A 14,552-nucleotide genomic window follows, 5' to 3' on the forward strand; every position below is an offset into this window, starting at 1 on the left:
ACCGTGGTCATTACTGCGCCGCCTCGCTCATGGCCGTGCCGAACTCCTCCGGCTCGATCTGCCGCAGGAACGACTTGTCCACGTTGGTCAGCAGCGGATCCGCCTGGTCGGAGGGGAGCGCCTGGTCCCAGGAGAGCTGGAACGTCGGGGAGTTCTGCACCAGCTGGTATACGAAGCTCAGCCACTTCTTGTCGTCGGCCGACTTCACCGCCGCCAGCTTGGTGTCCAGTCCGTTGACCGGAGGCACACTGCCCGCCGCGAGATAGGCGTCGACCTGGTCGCCGTTCAGGACGTAGTTCTTCAGGTAGGTGAGCGCCGCCGACTTGTTCTTGCTCTTCGAGTTCAGGGACAGGAAGTTGGAGGGGTTGCCGACGATGGCCTTCGGGTCGCCCGCGCCGCCGGACACCGACGGGAAGGCGACATAGCCCAGGTCCTTCTTCACGAAGTCCGGTGCGGCCTTGACCAGGTTGGCGTACTCCCAGGTGCCCATCAGCTCCATCCCGGCCTTGCCGGTGTAGAGCAGCGCGGTGGAGGCGCCCTGGTCGTAGCTGACGGAGGAGGCGTTGTCGCCGAACGCCCCGGCCTTCGCGAGTTCCTGGAGGCGGGTGTTGGCCGCGGTGACCGCCGGGTCCTTCCAGGCCGCGGCGTCACCGGAGGCGATCTTGGTGAACACCTCGGAGCCGCCCTCGCGGTCGAGCAGGTACTCCAGGTACATCAGCGTCGGCCACTTGGAGTTCGCCGCGAGGGAGATCGGGGTGACCCCGTCGCCCTTCAGCTTCTTCACGGCGGCCAGCAGTCCGTCGTACGTCGTCGGCGCCTCCACGCCCGCGTCCTTGAGGACCTTCTTGTTGTAGTAGAGGACCACCGGGGCCAGCCCGTTGGCCGGTATGCCGTAGACCTTGCTGCTGAACGTGGCGCTCTGCAGCACGCTCGGCGTGAACCGCAGCAGCCCCACCTGAGCGTCGGTCAGGGCGTCGACCTTGTCCGCCTTCACATAGTCGTTCAGCGCGCCGCCGCCCCAGCTGAAGAAGATGTCCGGGGCCTGGTCCGCCCCGAACGCCACCCGCAGCTTCTGCTTGTAGTCGTCGTTCGCGAACAGCCGCAGGGTGATCTTCTCGTCCGGGTGGTCCTTGTTGTAGGCGTCGACGGACTCCTTGAGGATCGTCTGGTCGTTCAGCGCCCACATCGTCAGGCCCTTCGACGACGAGCCCCCCGACGACGATCCGCCCGGCCCCGACGTCCCGCACGCGGCGAGCAGGCTCAGCGCCGCCGTCGCGGTGACCACGGCCACCGCCGCGCGTCGTGTTCTCGGAAATACCCGGATTCCGTGCATGCTCTGCCTCTCTTCTTCCCGGCATGCTCGGCATGCCCTGTCCGTTCGGCAGGCGGCCGGGCGGCTCGCGCGAAAGGCTTTCGACCGCCCTCGCCGCGGACGGCTCGCCTGCTGGACCGGGACACTGGCACGGCCGTCACAGCCAGGACAAGGAGGGGAAAACCGCCGGTTACGAAACATTTTCGAGCGTCCGGGGCGGAACGGCCGGAGCGAGGAGAGCCGGATCACGTCGGACAGTGCGCTCTTGGCCAGTTCGCCGGGGCACGGTACCTTCACTCTGATATCGACGACGGAAACACGGAAGCCGGTGGAAATCCGGCACGGTCGCGCCACTGTGAACGGTGCGCTCCTGGTGGAGGGGCGGACCGCGAGTCAGACCCGGGGCCGTCGTCCTGTGCACCACCGAGATGGGACGCGAACTCCCAGAGGAGGCCCTGCCATGGCGCAGCACGTCGCCCAGCCGACCACCGCCGCACCCGCCGTTCCCGCCAAGCTCCCGCTGAAGGACATCGCTCCCTGGGCGGTCTTCTTCGGCATCCTCATGCTGGTCCTGCTGTACTTCGTCGGCGCCGAGCAGGGCGCCACCTCCGTCGTCTCCGGCGAGGGAGTCCACGAGTGGGTGCACGACGCCCGCCACCTGCTCGGCTTCCCCTGCCACTGACGAGGGACGCCGCACCGCCATGAACTCCGCAACCGTGCGAAACCTCCTGGTGCGGGGCATGCTCGCCGGCCTCGCGGCCGGCGTGCTCGCCCTCGTCGTCGCCTACTTCCTGGGCGAGCCGAACGTCGACAGCGCCATCGGTTTCGAGGAGGCCCACGCCCACGAGCACGAGGTCGAACTCGTCTCCCGCTCCCTTCAGTCCACCGCCGGTCTCGCCACCGGCGTCCTCGTCTACGGGGTCGCCTTCGGCGGCGTCGCCGCCCTCGCCTACTGCTTCGCCCTCGGCCGGGTCGGCCCCTTCGGCCCGCGGGCCACGGCGCTGCTGCTGTCGGGGGCCGCGCTGCTGGCCGTGTACGTCGTGCCGTTCCTGAAGTACCCGGCCAACCCGCCCGCGGTCGGCGACCACGACACGATCGCCAAACGGACCACCCTGTTCTTCCTGATGATGCTGCTCGGTGTGCTGCTCGCGATCGCCGCGGTGATCGCCGGCAAGCGGCTCGCGCCGAGGCTCGGCACCTGGTACGCCACCGTCGTCGCCGTCCTCGGCTTCGTCACCCTGATCGGTCTGGCGTACGCGTTCCTGCCCACGATCAACGAAGTCCCGGCGGACTTCCCGGCCACCCTGCTGTGGCGGTTCCGCCTGTCCACCCTCGCTCTCCAGATCACGCTGTGGACGGGCTTCGGCCTCGTCTTCGGCGAACTGGCCGAACGGCTCCTGAACCCCGGGCCCGTGAAGGCGCCGGCGCGGACGGCCGTGACCGTCCCGCAGTGAGCCGACCGCAAGGACGGTGAACGCACAGGGCCCCCGGATCCGTCCGGGGGCCCTGTCATACGCGGTCGTCCGTTGATTCGCCGGCCGGGTCCAGCGGCTGCCCGAGCCGCAGGTTCCACCGGCCGTCCCGCCCGCTGACCGAGGTGACGCTCAACGGGGGCACGTCGAGCCGCCAGAACGCCGCCGCCGGCGCCCCCAGCACCCGCACCACCACGGCCCGCACGATCTCCGGCTCGACCACCGCGACCGTGTGCCCGTCCGTCTCCGCCGCCGCCCGCAGCCAGCGGCCGACCCGTGCGCACAGGTCCGCCACCGACTCCCCGCCGTGCGGCGCCGCGTCGGGTTCGGCGAGCCAGCGGCCGACCTCCTGTGGCTCGGCGGCGCCGACCTCGGCGAGGGTCAGACCCCGCCAGCGCCCCACGTCCAGACCCGCCAGGTCAGCCTCCTCGACCCCGTCGAGACCGAGGGCGGCCGCCGTCTCCCGGCAGCGCGCACTGGGGGAGACCAGGACCCGGACCGCCGGGCGCAGGGATCCGGCGGCGGCCCGCGCCCGCGCCAGCCCGCCCGCGTCGAGGGAGCATCCGTCGTCGAAACGGGCCTGGCGCAGGGAGTCGTTCATCGCGGGCGGGACGAAGCTGACGCGGCTGGTCACGTGGCGGTTCCTCCAGGAGCGGGGAGCGTGCCCAGGAAGCGTATGTGCGGGCGGTCCCCGGGGGCGGCCCGGGTGACGGCGGCGCGGACGCCGTACACCTCGGCGATCAGCTCCTCGGTGAGGACCTCCTCCGGGGTGCCGCCCGCCACCACACGGCCCCGCCGCAGCACGAGCAGCCGGTCGCAGTACATCGCGGCCAGGTTGAGGTCGTGCAGGGCGACCACGCTGGTGAGCAGGGCGAGCTGGTGCTGGATGTCGAGGTGGTTGGTGGGTTCGTCCAGCAGCAGTTCCCGGGGCTGCTGGGCGAGGGCGCGGGCGATCTGCACCCGCTGGCGCTCCCCGCCGGACAGTGTCCGCCAGGGGCGGGCGGCTTTGTCGGCCAGACCGGTGCGGGCCAGCGCGGAGCGGACGGCCTCCTCGTCCTCGGCGGAGGCGGGCGCCCAGGCCCTGCGGTGCGGGACCCGGCCGAGGCGTACGACGTCGAGGACGGTCAGCGCGACCTGGGTGTCCGCCTGTTGCTCGACCACGGCCACCCGCCGGGCGACGGCGCGGCGCCCCGCCCGCTCCAGCGGGCGTCCGTCGAGCGTGACGGTGCCGGAGGACGGGGCGAGGACACCGGCGAGCAGCCGCAGCAGGGTGGACTTGCCGAAGCCGTTCGGGCCGAGCAGCCCGGTGACGGTCCCGGGGCGTGGGGCGAGGCCGACCCCGTCCAGGATCAGGGTCCCGTCGGCCGACCGACTGACCCGGTCGGCACACAGGCCCGCCGTGGAGGGCTGTCCACGCGCACCTTCTCCCCGCAGTTGTCGAGGGTGACGGGATACCCGGTAGCGGTGCTCCTGGCGGGGGCCGTTCCGGAACCGGCGGAACCGGCGCATCCGGTCAACAGCAGGGCACCGGCAAGGAACAGGGGGAGCGGCGGGACGGACGGGGCGTGCGAGCGGCACGGAACATCCTTCGGCGTCGAGGGCTCATGCGCGAAGCCCGGTCGTGCGGGTGCTCCCCCGGCGTCCTTGCGCCGCCGGAGGCCGCCAGCAGGTCTTCGGACTCGGGGTCATCCGGACGGGGCGCCTTCACGGACCGTTCGCCGTCCAGTGGCCGTTGCCCCGCCCGTCGCCCTCACCGCTGCGCGTCAGCTCCGGATTCGCACCGGATTCCCTGACCCGTCGTGCGTACGTGTACGCACAGGGGTACGACTGGCTTCGGCAAGCTACCACAGGCCCGAGGAGCGGCCCCATGCCGGCGATCAGCCGCATGTGCCAGCGATAAGTGGGACTTCGTATGGCAGAAGCAGATCTCCGCGCTGCATATGAATGGAATATGCGTTTGTGTTCCTCCCCGGCCCGGGTACGGTCACCGGGGAGGTGGTGGCCCATGAGTCAAGGCGCGGAACTCAGGCTCGCCGGTGATCTGGCCCGGCCGGCCCGGCTCACCGTGGCCGACCTGCTGGCCTGGCCCCAGCGGCGGGCCGCGGTCAGCTTCGAGTGCGCCACGAGCGGTGTCCAGCACCACCGCTTCACCGGACCGCTCCTGCACGACGTGCTGTCGGCGGCCCGGCCCGGCTTCGATCCCGCCCGGCGCAAGGACCGGCTGCGGTTCCTGATCGCCGTGCACGGGGCGGACGGGCATCACGCCCTGCTGTCGTGGGCCGAGATCGACCCCGACTTCGGCAACGCGGCCGTGCTGCTCGCCACCACCATCGACGACACCCCGCTCGACGGGGCCGGCCCCCAGCTGGTCCTGCCCCAGGACCGCTGCGGCGCCCGGCACATCAGCGGGATCGACACGATCCGGGTGGACGGCGGCTACATCCCCTGGAGCTGAACGCGAAGGGCGCCCGGGACAGGCCCGGGCGCCCTCGCTCACTTCAGGGGCGGTTCAGGATCAGACCAGGTCGAACCGGTCCAGGTCGGAGACCTTGGTCCAGGCCGCGACGAAGTCCTTCACGAACTTCTCCTTCGCGTCGTCGCTCGCGTAGACCTCGGCGAGGGCGCGCAGCTCGGAGTTGGAACCGAAGACCAGGTCGGCACGGGTGCCGGTCCACTTCAGGTTGCCCGCGTCGTCGCGGCCCTCGAAGGTGTGCTGGTCCTCCGAGGTGGACTTCCAGGTCGTGCCCAGCTCGAGCAGGTTGACGAAGAAGTCGTTGGTCAGGACGCCGGGGGTGTCGGTGAACACGCCGTGCTTGGACTCGCCGCTGTTGGCGCCGAGGACGCGCAGACCGCCGACGAGGACCGTCATCTCGGGGGCGCTCAGCGTGAGCAGGTTCGCCTTGTCGAGCAGCAGGTACTCGGCCGGCAGGCGGGTGCCCTTGCCGGTGTAGTTGCGGAAGCCGTCCCAGTACGGCTCCAGCGCGGCGAACGACTCGGCGTCCGTGTGCGCGTCGGTCGCGTCGACACGGCCCGGCGTGAAGGGGACCTCCACGTCGACGCCGGCGTCCTTGGCGGCCTTCTCGACCGCGGCGGCACCGCCGAGGACGATCAGGTCGGCCACGGAGACCTTCTTGGCCCCGGTGTTGAACTCGGCCTGGACACCCTCGATGACGCTGAGGACGTGACGGAGCTGGTCGGGGTCGTTGGCCTCCCAGCCGCGCTGGGGCTCCAGGCGGATACGGGCGCCGTTGGCACCGCCGCGCTTGTCGCTGCCGCGGAAGGTGGAGGCGGACGCCCAGGCGGTGGAGACCAGCTGGGAGACGGTCAGACCGGAGGCGAGCAGCTTGGCCTTGAGCGCCGTGACGTCGGCCGTGTCGATGGCCTCGCCCTCGGCCTCGGGCAGCGGGTCCTGCCAGATCAGGGTCTCCGCCGGGACCTCGGCGCCGAGGTACTGCGACTTCGGGCCCATGTCACGGTGGGTCAGCTTGAACCAGGCGCGGGCGAACGCGTCGGCGAACTCGGCCGGGTTCTCGTAGAAGCGGCGCGAGATCTGCTCGTAGACCGGGTCGAAGCGCAGCGACAGGTCGGTGGTGAGCATGGTCGGCAGCTGCTTCTTCGACGTGTCGTGCGCGTCGGGGATGATCGCCTCGGCGTCCTTCGCCACCCACTGGTTCGCACCGGCCGGGCTCTGGGTGAGCTCCCACTCGTACTCGAACAGGTTCTTGAAGAACCCGTTGCTCCACTGGGTCGGCGTGGCGGTCCAGGTGACCTCCAGGCCGGAGGTGATGGCGTCGCCGCCCTTGCCGGAGCCGTAGGTGCTGGCCCAGCCGAGGCCCTGGGCCTCGATCGGGGCGGCCTCGGGCTCGGCGCCGACGTTGTCCGCCGGGCCGGCGCCGTGGGTCTTGCCGAAGGTGTGACCACCGGCGATGAGGGCGACGGTCTCCTCGTCGTTCATCGCCATACGGCGGAAGGTCTCACGGATGTCGCGGGCCGCGGCGATCGGGTCCGGGTTGCCGTTGGGGCCCTCGGGGTTGACGTAGATGAGACCCATCTGGACGGCGCCGAGCGGGTTCTCCAGGTCGCGGTCGCCGCTGTAGCGCTGGTCGTCCAGCCAGACCTTCTCGGGACCCCAGTAGACGTCCTCCTCGGCCTCCCAGACGTCGGCGCGGCCGCCGCCGAAGCCGAAGGTCTCGAAGCCCATCTGCTCCAGGGCCACGTTGCCGGTCAGGATCATCAGGTCGGCCCAGGACAGCGCCTGGCCGTACTTCTTCTTCACCGGCCACAGCAGACGGCGGGCCTTGTCCAGGTTGCCGTTGTCCGGCCAGCTGTTCAGCGGCGCGAAGCGCTGCTGGCCGGCGCCGGCGCCGCCGCGGCCGTCGGAGATGCGGTAGGTGCCGGCGCTGTGCCAGGCCATACGGATCATCAGCGGGCCGTAGTTGCCGAAGTCGGCGGGCCACCAGTCCTGGGAGTCCGTCAGCACCGCGGCGATGTCCTGTTTGACAGCCGCCAGGTCGAGGTTCTTGAACGCCTCCGCGTAGTCGAAGTCCTCACCGAGCGGGTTCGCCACCGCCGGGTTCTTGGCGAGGATCTTCAGGTTGAGCCGCTCCGGCCACCACTGGCGGTTGCCGCCGCCCTGGGTGGGGTGTGCCGCACGGTCGTGGGCGACGGGGCACTTCGCCTCGGACGAGGGGTTCTCGGACATAGGGGGGATTCCTTCCGAAGGGGGAAATCAGGGTGCTGCCGCGGTACCGGCGGTGGAACAGGCGGGGCACAGGCCCCAGTAGATGACCTCGGCCTCGTCGATCGAGAAGCCTCGGTCGTCGGACGCGGTGAGACAGGGGGCGTGACCGACCGCGCAGTCGACGTCGGCGACGACGCCGCACGAGCGGCACACGAGGTGGTGGTGGTTGTCCCCGACGCGCCCCTCGAACCGCGCGGGGCTGCCGGGCGGTTCGATACGGCGGACGAGTCCGGCCGCGGTCAGCGCGTGCAGCGCCTCGTACACGGCCTGTACGGAGATGTGGCCGACGCGGTCGCGCACTCCGGAGGCGATCGTCTCGACATCGAGGTGGTCGCCGCTGCGGACGGTCTCCAGCAGCGCGACGCGGGCGGCCGTCACCCGCAGGCCGGCACCGCGCAGCTCTTCGGCGACGGTTCGGGGCTGGGGCGTGGTCATGGGGACAACCTACTCGGCTAAACACGAAGAGTTCAAGAAAACGATGGCAACAAGTTTGGTGTGTCGCGTCGGGGCCGGTTCGTCCCGCTATGGTGGCGTACGGAGTCGCCGGGGACGGGTTCCATTGGGCCGGACGGGGCCAGTGGGGCCGGTGGGGCCCGTGCCAGAATGGGCGTCCCGCCGCCACCACGATCACCGAGGTGCCCCGTGACCAAGCCCGTGGCCCGCGAGCCGCAGCGCCGAAACTCGCGGTCCAACCGGGCGCGCATCCTCGCCACGGCGCGCCGCGAGCTCGGCCGGAATCCCGACGTCACCCTGGAGGAGCTGGCGCGCGCCTCCGGTGTCGTACGGCGCACCCTGTTCGGGCATTTCCCCGGGCGGGCCGCGCTGCTGGAGGCGCTCGCGGAGGAGGCGTCCGAGACGCTGCGCGGGGTGCTGGAGACCGCCCGGCGGCCGGAGGAACCGGCCGAGCGGGCGCTCGCCCACTTCGTGCGCTGCATCTGGCCCGTCGGTGACCGCTACCGGCTGCTGCTCGCGCTCGCCCGGCGTGATCTGGGCATGGAGCGCGTCGCCGAGATCCTGGCGCCCGCCCGTGACGAGGTCACGTCCATCGTGGAGCGCGGCCAGCGCGACGGCGTCTTCCACAACCAGCTCCCGCCCGCCGTGCTGAGCGCGAGCCTGGAGGCCATGCACTTCGCCCTGCTGGAGCAGGTCAACACCGGCGCGCTCGAGGACGACGGCACCCGGACCGCCGTCGTCACGCTCATCGCGGCCGGGGTGCCGGCGGACCGCGCGGGCGCGGTGGTCGAGGAGGTCGCGCCGGAGGCGCCGGCCGAGGAGTCCGACGTCCTGGACTAGGGGCGCGTACGCACGCCCGGCACCCGCGGCACTCGACGAAGGGGCCCTCCTCGGAGGGCCTCTTCGGCGTTTCCGGTGCCGGAGGTTTATTTGCACGCCAGTGGGCAATCGCTTAATCTGCACACCAGTGGGCAATTATCCCGTCGCCGCTAGGAGTCCCCGATGCCCTTGCTTGCCGACACACCCGTGGAGAAGACGACCGGGCCGTACGCGCGGCGCTGGTGGGCGCTGCTCGTGCTCTGCCTGAGCCTGCTGATCGTCGTCATGGCGAACACCTCGCTGATCGTGGCCGCGCCCGACATGACGAAGGACCTGGGCCTCTCCAGCAGTGACCTGCAGTGGGTCATCGACGGCTATACCGTCCCGTACGCGGCGCTGATGCTGGTGCTGGGCGCGATCGGCGACAAGTACAGCCGCCGCGGCGCCCTGATCCTGGGCCTGCTGATCTTCGCGGGCGGCTCGGTGATGGGCAGCCTGGTGGATCGGACCGCCCTGGTCGTCACGGCCCGCGCGATCATGGGCGTCGGCGCCGCGGTGGTCATGCCGGCCACGCTGTCGCTGCTGGTCGCGATGTTCCCCAAGGGGGAGCGCGCCCGGGCCATCACCGCCTGGACCGCCACCTCCGGTCTCGCCATCGCGGTCGGCCCGCTGGTCGCCGGCCGGCTGCTCCGGGACCACGCCTGGGGCTCCACCTTCCTGATCAACGTCCCCATCGCGGTCGTCGCCGTCCTCGGCGCGCTCGCCCTGGTCCCGCCGTCGAGGGCGGTGGGCATGGGCCGGATCGACTACGTCGGCGGACTGCTGTCGATCGTCTCCGTCGGCTCCCTGGTGTACGCCACCATCGAGGGCCCGCACTTCGGCTGGGGTGCCGGCCCGGTCACCGCGGCCGTGGTCGCCGGGGTCGGCCTGGCGGCCTTCGTCGCCTGGGAACTGCGTCACCCGCACCCCATGCTGGATGTGCGCCGGTTCACCGGGCGGGCGTTCAGCGGGTCGATGCTGGCGGTGCTGTTCTTCTTCTTCGGCACCTTCGGCTCGATCTACTACTCCACCCAGTTCCTGCAGTTCGTCCTCGGGTACGACGCGCTGGAGACCGGGGTCCGGCTGCTGCCGCTGGCCGGTGCGGTGTTCGTCGGAGCGGCGGTCACCGGGCGGCTGACCCCGAGGCTGGGCGTGAAGGCCATGGTGGTGGCCGGCATGACCATCGGCAGCGCGGGCGTCTCCCTGCTCACCCGGATCGGGACCGGCTCCGGCTACACCGACTTCGTGCCCTCGCTGCTGCTCCTCGGGTTCGCGATCGGCCTGAGCGTGTCCCCGGCGACCGACACGATCATGGGGTCTTTCCCGGAGTCGGAGCTGGGCGTCGGCGGCGGCGCCAACGACACCGCGCTGGAGCTGGGCGGCTCCCTCGGCATCGCCGTGCTCGGCTCGCTGCTGGGCACCGCCTACCGCGACAAGCTGACCGACCTGGTCGGCGGTCATCTCACGGTGGCGGCGCTGGACACGGCGAAGGACTCGGTGGGCGGCGGCATCGCGGTCGCCGAGCAGATCGCGAAGAACCCGGCCGGCGGTCCCGAGCAGGCCCAGGCCCTGCTCGACGCGGTGCACGAGGCCTTCGCCCTCAGCGTCGCCCGGACCAGCCTGATCGGCGGGATCATCATGGCCGCCGGCACGCTGATCGTCCTGGCGATCCTCCCGGGCCGCGGGCCCTTCGGGGAGGGCCACGAGGAGGAACCGCCACGAACCGCCCAGCCGAAGGACCTGGCGAACGCCGGGTAGGTGAGGGTGCCGGGTGGGTGAAGGTGCCGGGTGGGTGAGGGCGCTGGGTGGGTGAAGGTGCCGGATGGGTGAGAGTGCCGGGTAGGCGAGAACGCCGGGAGACCGAAACGACGGGGGCCGGGCGAAACCGCGCCGGCCCCTCCGCCGCGCTCGCTTCCGTGACGGCCGCCGTCGGGCGGTCCCCATCCGGCGCCCACTTCGCGGCGGGCGTGGGCGGGCGGTCCTCGTCCGGCGCCCACTTCGGCGACGGCCGGGCGGGCGCCTTGTATTGGGCGCTCATTTTGTGACGGGCCCGGGCGGGCAGCCCTCACCCGGATCGGACCGCCGACCGGGGCGGGCGGCCTTTCCTCCGGACCGGACCGACTCCGAGCGACGGCATCTTGCGGCCTGGGCACGGCCCGCCCGGCCGGCCCGTGTGACCTGGGCGCGGTCCGGTTGGGTCGGGCGCCCTGTGATCTTGATGTGGTCCGGTCCGGGCGGCGCTTTGCGGCCTGGGCACGGTCCGTCGGGGCGGCCTGTGTGACCTGGGCGCGGTCCGGCCGAGGTGGGCATCCTGTGATCTTGGTGCGCTGCGGTGCGGTGCGGTGCGGTGCGGGCGGCGCCTTGCGGTTGGGCGTGGTCCGCTTCAGGTCGGCACCCTGTGGTCCAGGTGCGGCTCTGGCTCAGGCGGTACGCCTCGTGGCTTGGGTGCGGCCGGGGGCGGGGCCGGTCTTCGGTCGGTCGTGTCGACGGTCTCCGGGGCGTGGCTTCCCGGGGGCTCCGGCGGGTTCCGGCCCGGCCCGCTCTCCCGTCCGGGTTCCGGTCTGCTCGGCGGAGCGGACGGCCCGGAAGTGGGCCTCAGCCGGTAGTGCCGACGGTCTCTGTGTACGGCTTTCCGTGGGGTCCGGCAGGTTCCGTTTCGGTCCCGCCCTCCTCGCCGGGTGTGATCGTCCCGACCCTGGTCCGGTCTGCGGAGTCGACGGGCTCGGTCCCCGCGGTCGTGTCGTCTGCCTCCGCCGAGGGGACCGGGGCCGGCACCAGACCGCTCATCGCCGCGCACTGTTCGGGGCCCATGACATGGGCCAGTGCCGTGGTGACCGTCTCGGCGAGGGTGGTGGAGGCCTCGCGCAGGAGCGTGCGGGCCTTCTCGGTGAGGGCGATCTCGACGCCCCGCTTGTCCCCGCAGACGGAGCGCCGGGTGACCAGCCCGGTGTGCTGGAGACAGGCGACCTGGTAGGTCAGCCGGGTCTTCGGGCGGCCCAGCAGCTCGGCGACCCGCGTCATGCGCAGGCCCTCCGCCGGGTGCTCCGCGAGCAGGCACAGGATCAGGAACTCGTCGTGCGAGACGTCCAGCCGTTCCTTCACCACCGCTCGCAGCCGCTGCTCCACGGCACCCGTCGCGGCGAGCAGCACCATCCAGGCGCGCAGCTCGGGCGGCAGCAGCCCGGCACCCCGGGCGGACGGGCACGCGGGCAGGTCGGGGGTGTGCTCCTCGGGGTCGGCCATGCATCGAGTGTAACCGTGGTCCAATTTTGGACGACAGGGGTTGTTCAGTTTTGGATAATCGGCTAGCGTCGAGTCATCCAAATTTGAATCACCACTGAACAGGAAACGACCATGACCGTCGCCGTGGAAACCGGACTGTGGCAGCTCGACACCAGCGCTTCCACCGTCGCCCTGAAGCACAAGACGATGTGGGGCCTGGTGACCGTCAAGGGCGCCTTCGGGACCGTCCGCGGCGGGGGAGAGGTGGCCGCAGACGGCTCCGCCACCGGCACCCTCGCCCTCGACGCCGCCTCGCTCGACACCAAGAACGCCAAGCGCGACGAGCACCTGCGCGGCGCCGACTTCTTCGACGCCGCGAACCACCCCGAGATCACCTACGCCGTGCGTTCCGCCGCCCTGCGCGGCGCCGACACGGTCGAGGTCTCCGGCCAGCTCACCGTGCGCGGCATCAGCCGCCCGCACTCCTTCACCGCGAAGCTGACCGGCGCGAGCGCCGACGCCCTCACCCTGGACGCCGAATTCACCGTCGACCGCGCCGAGTTCGGCCTGGGCTGGAACCAGCTCGGTATGATCCGCGGCCTGACCACGGTCACCGGCACGCTCCGCTTCACCCGCGCGACGACCGCCTGACCCACGGCGACCTCATCGTCGTACGGCAGACGTGCGCAGCGCGGAGCCCACGTCCGCGCTCGACAGCGTCTGCGGATCCGCGGTGAACGCCCGCAGCCGGATCCGCACGCTCGGCCCGGGCAGGTGGAACGTCCCCTTGGGCGGCCGGAGTTCGTAGCGGGCCGTGCTGTGCGCGGGCAGCGTGCGCGGCCCCTCGGCCACGATCCAGTACGGGTCCATGCCCTGGCCCGTGGTGAGGGTGAAGTGCGGACTCAGCGCGCTGTCCCCGGTGTTGGTCACCCGTAGGGTCATCAGGGTCACCGCGGTCGCCGAGCCGTGCCGGGCCGCCGTCACCCGCATCCGCAGCGGAGGCGTCCCGGTGGCCGCCGCCGTCGCGCTCGCCAGGGCGGGCAGCAGGACCAGGACGGCCGCGGCGACCCGCGCCGGACGCCGCCGCGCACCCGTCAGGATCCGGGGCCGCGGCTGCCACGCCCCGGCGAACTCCGGCAGCGGCGCGGTGACCGCCGAGGCCAGCCACAGCGGCGTCATCATCAGGTAGTAGCCGTCCTGGGAACGCGTGGCCAGGAAGAACGCGCACCACGGCAGCACGGTCGCGGCCGGCCCCAGCCGCCGGACGAACAGCACGAACACCGCCAGCAGCCCCGCCGCCAGCAGCAGACTCGCGTGCCCGTACCAGTCGAGCCGGTCGCTGCCGTCCGTGAGGTACAGCGAGATGCCGATCAGCCCCTGGCCGTGCAGCACCGCGCCCTGCGTCAGCGGCAGCGCGATCCCCTTCAGCCAGGCCGCCGGCTGCTGCACCAGGAAGTACGTGTTGATCAGCAGCCACACGGTGACGGCGACCCCGGCGATCCGCAGCAGCACGCCCGCCGCCGCGCGCGGGCCCAGCTCACCGCGGCGCACCGCGTAGATCCCGGCCAGCAGGAACGGCACCACGAACCACGACAGCTGCTGGGCGGCGCAGGCCGCGCCGAGGCACGCGGCCCGTGCCACGCCCGCCCGGCCGAGCAGTCCGCCGCGCCCCGTCCGCGGCCAGCGCACCACCGCGGGCAGCAGCAGCGCCAGCGCGAGGATCGCCGGATAACCCTGGCGCCCGTACATCGGCAGGAACGAGAAGCCGAGGCACGCCATGGTCGCGGCCGGCCGCCACGGCGCGGGCAGCATCCGCCACAGCGCCACCGCGCCCACGAGCAGCGCGCCGGTCGCCATGGCCGTCGCGGGGGCGCCGCCGTGCCCGAGCCACAGCAGCGGTGCGGTGAGCAGCGGGGCGAGCGGGGGGTAGCCGTACGTGAAGTCGTAGCCGCCGTACACGGTCGGGGTGAGGGCGACCGTGCCGTGGCCGAACAGCCAGGGCCAGGGGCGGCCGTAGACGGGCCGCCCGGCGGCGAGTTCCCGGGCGGCCTGGGTGGTCAGGACCGCCTCGTCGCCGCCCTGGTGGTACACCGCCCAGGCGCACAGCACCAGGACCACGGCGGTGACCAGCACCCCCAGGTCGATACGGGCCAGCGAACGGGACCGGCGCACGACGAGCGCGAGCACCCCGCAGACCAGGATCGAGGCGTAGCAGACCGAGATGACGGCGGCCACGACGACCTTGTGGCTCGCGGCCGTCGACCACACCGAGCGGGTGCCGATGAAGAGCGTGACGGCGGAGAGCAGGGTCAGCACGCGGTGCCACTGCGCGGGGGGTTCCGGAAGGGCGGACACCGCCGACTGCGTCCGCCGACCGGGTGTCACCAGCGAGGTATCTGCCAAGTGCACGGCACGTGAACGTAGTCGCGCTCGGTGAACGAGCTGTTCCTGGACGTGAAGATTCCGGTGTGTGGCGGGTAAGAAGCGTCCGTGG

The 14,552-nt window shown here is 71.9% G+C and carries 12 protein-coding genes, 1 pseudogene and 2 riboswitches; of the genes and pseudogenes, 6 read left to right on the plus strand and 7 right to left on the minus strand.

The window, feature by feature from the left end; translation table 11 throughout:
• Positions 1-10: 10 nt before the first annotated feature.
• Positions 11-1,291: an extracellular solute-binding protein gene (locus ACYQ8Q_RS33925; protein ID WP_460070434.1), complete on the minus strand. Its 1,281-nt coding sequence runs from the start codon at positions 1,289-1,291 to the stop codon at positions 11-13.
• Positions 1,292-1,580: 289 nt separating this feature from the next.
• Positions 1,581-1,736: riboswitch (cobalamin riboswitch) on the plus strand.
• A gap of 36 nt (positions 1,737-1,772) precedes the next feature.
• Here ACYQ8Q_RS33925 and ACYQ8Q_RS33930 point away from each other — a divergent pair.
• Positions 1,773-1,994, plus strand: coding sequence for a CbtB domain-containing protein (locus ACYQ8Q_RS33930; RefSeq protein ID WP_055632059.1), 222 nt, complete (start codon positions 1,773-1,775; stop codon positions 1,992-1,994).
• Positions 1,995-2,013: 19 nt separating this feature from the next.
• Positions 2,014-2,766 (plus strand): CbtA family protein, encoded by a 753-nt coding sequence (locus tag ACYQ8Q_RS33935; protein ID WP_460070435.1) that lies wholly within the window; start codon positions 2,014-2,016, stop codon positions 2,764-2,766.
• Positions 2,767-2,821: 55 nt separating this feature from the next.
• Here ACYQ8Q_RS33935 and ACYQ8Q_RS33940 read toward each other — a convergent pair whose 3' ends face one another.
• Together ACYQ8Q_RS33940 and ACYQ8Q_RS33945 are read right to left on the minus strand one after the other, a co-directional pair.
• Positions 2,822-3,418: a histidine phosphatase family protein gene (locus ACYQ8Q_RS33940; protein ID WP_460070436.1), complete on the minus strand. Its 597-nt coding sequence runs from the start codon at positions 3,416-3,418 to the stop codon at positions 2,822-2,824.
• Positions 3,415-4,293 carry an ABC transporter ATP-binding protein gene (locus ACYQ8Q_RS33945; RefSeq protein WP_460070437.1) on the minus strand — a complete coding sequence of 293 codons (879 nt, stop codon included), beginning with the start codon at positions 4,291-4,293 and terminating at the stop codon, positions 3,415-3,417. The genes ACYQ8Q_RS33940 and ACYQ8Q_RS33945 overlap by 4 nt, the downstream gene beginning before the upstream one ends.
• A gap of 138 nt (positions 4,294-4,431) precedes the next feature.
• Positions 4,432-4,631: riboswitch (cobalamin riboswitch) on the minus strand.
• Positions 4,632-4,789: 158 nt separating this feature from the next.
• Here ACYQ8Q_RS33945 and ACYQ8Q_RS33950 point away from each other — a divergent pair.
• Positions 4,790-5,239: a molybdopterin-dependent oxidoreductase gene (locus tag ACYQ8Q_RS33950; RefSeq protein WP_460070438.1), complete on the plus strand. Its 450-nt coding sequence runs from the start codon at positions 4,790-4,792 to the stop codon at positions 5,237-5,239.
• A gap of 60 nt (positions 5,240-5,299) precedes the next feature.
• Here the strand turns inward: ACYQ8Q_RS33950 and katG are convergent, their stop codons facing one another.
• Together katG and ACYQ8Q_RS33960 are read right to left on the minus strand one after the other, a co-directional pair.
• Positions 5,300-7,486 carry a catalase/peroxidase HPI gene (gene katG, locus ACYQ8Q_RS33955; protein ID WP_460070439.1) on the minus strand — a complete coding sequence of 729 codons (2,187 nt, stop codon included), beginning with the start codon at positions 7,484-7,486 and terminating at the stop codon, positions 5,300-5,302.
• Between the two features lie 27 nt (positions 7,487-7,513).
• On the minus strand, positions 7,514-7,960 hold the full coding sequence (locus ACYQ8Q_RS33960) for a Fur family transcriptional regulator (protein ID WP_460070440.1): 447 nt from the start codon (positions 7,958-7,960) through the stop codon (positions 7,514-7,516).
• Positions 7,961-8,167: 207 nt separating this feature from the next.
• Here ACYQ8Q_RS33960 and ACYQ8Q_RS33965 point away from each other — a divergent pair, with 207 nt between their 5' ends.
• Positions 8,168-8,818, plus strand: coding sequence for a TetR/AcrR family transcriptional regulator (locus ACYQ8Q_RS33965; protein WP_460070441.1), 651 nt, complete (start codon positions 8,168-8,170; stop codon positions 8,816-8,818).
• Positions 8,819-8,980: 162 nt separating this feature from the next.
• Complete coding sequence (locus ACYQ8Q_RS33970; RefSeq protein ID WP_460070442.1) at positions 8,981-10,594, plus strand: MFS transporter; 1,614 nt, start codon at positions 8,981-8,983, stop codon at positions 10,592-10,594.
• A gap of 1,011 nt (positions 10,595-11,605) precedes the next feature.
• On the opposite strand, the pseudogene ACYQ8Q_RS33975 reads toward ACYQ8Q_RS33970, so the two are convergent.
• Positions 11,606-12,079 (minus strand): annotated as a pseudogene (locus ACYQ8Q_RS33975) (MarR family winged helix-turn-helix transcriptional regulator); the annotation flags it as partial.
• Between the two features lie 111 nt (positions 12,080-12,190).
• Here ACYQ8Q_RS33975 and ACYQ8Q_RS33980 point away from each other — a divergent pair.
• Positions 12,191-12,709 carry a YceI family protein gene (locus ACYQ8Q_RS33980; RefSeq protein WP_460070444.1) on the plus strand — a complete coding sequence of 173 codons (519 nt, stop codon included), beginning with the start codon at positions 12,191-12,193 and terminating at the stop codon, positions 12,707-12,709.
• Positions 12,710-12,721: 12 nt separating this feature from the next.
• On the opposite strand, the gene ACYQ8Q_RS33985 is transcribed toward ACYQ8Q_RS33980, so the two are convergent.
• Positions 12,722-14,413: a hypothetical protein gene (locus tag ACYQ8Q_RS33985; RefSeq protein ID WP_460070446.1), complete on the minus strand. Its 1,692-nt coding sequence runs from the start codon at positions 14,411-14,413 to the stop codon at positions 12,722-12,724.
• Positions 14,414-14,552 lie beyond the last annotated feature (139 nt).

It is taken from the genome of Streptomyces sp. YKOK-I1, from assembly GCF_054660435.1.

Excerpts from the sequence above, each read along its gene's own strand:
- ACYQ8Q_RS33930 (WP_055632059.1), top strand. The coding sequence starts at position 1,773 with ATGGCGCAGCACGTCGCCCAGCCGACCACCGCCGCACCCGCCGTTCCC.
- ACYQ8Q_RS33935 (WP_460070435.1), top strand. The coding sequence starts at position 2,014 with ATGAACTCCGCAACCGTGCGAAACCTCCTGGTGCGGGGCATGCTCGCC.
- ACYQ8Q_RS33945 (WP_460070437.1), bottom strand. The coding sequence starts at position 4,293 with ATGCGCCGGTTCCGCCGGTTCCGGAACGGCCCCCGCCAGGAGCACCGC.
- ACYQ8Q_RS33950 (WP_460070438.1), top strand. The coding sequence starts at position 4,790 with ATGAGTCAAGGCGCGGAACTCAGGCTCGCCGGTGATCTGGCCCGGCCG.
- katG (WP_460070439.1), bottom strand. The coding sequence starts at position 7,486 with ATGTCCGAGAACCCCTCGTCCGAGGCGAAGTGCCCCGTCGCCCACGAC.
- ACYQ8Q_RS33960 (WP_460070440.1), bottom strand. The coding sequence starts at position 7,960 with ATGACCACGCCCCAGCCCCGAACCGTCGCCGAAGAGCTGCGCGGTGCC.
- ACYQ8Q_RS33970 (WP_460070442.1), top strand. The coding sequence starts at position 8,981 with ATGCCCTTGCTTGCCGACACACCCGTGGAGAAGACGACCGGGCCGTAC.
- ACYQ8Q_RS33980 (WP_460070444.1), top strand. The coding sequence starts at position 12,191 with ATGACCGTCGCCGTGGAAACCGGACTGTGGCAGCTCGACACCAGCGCT.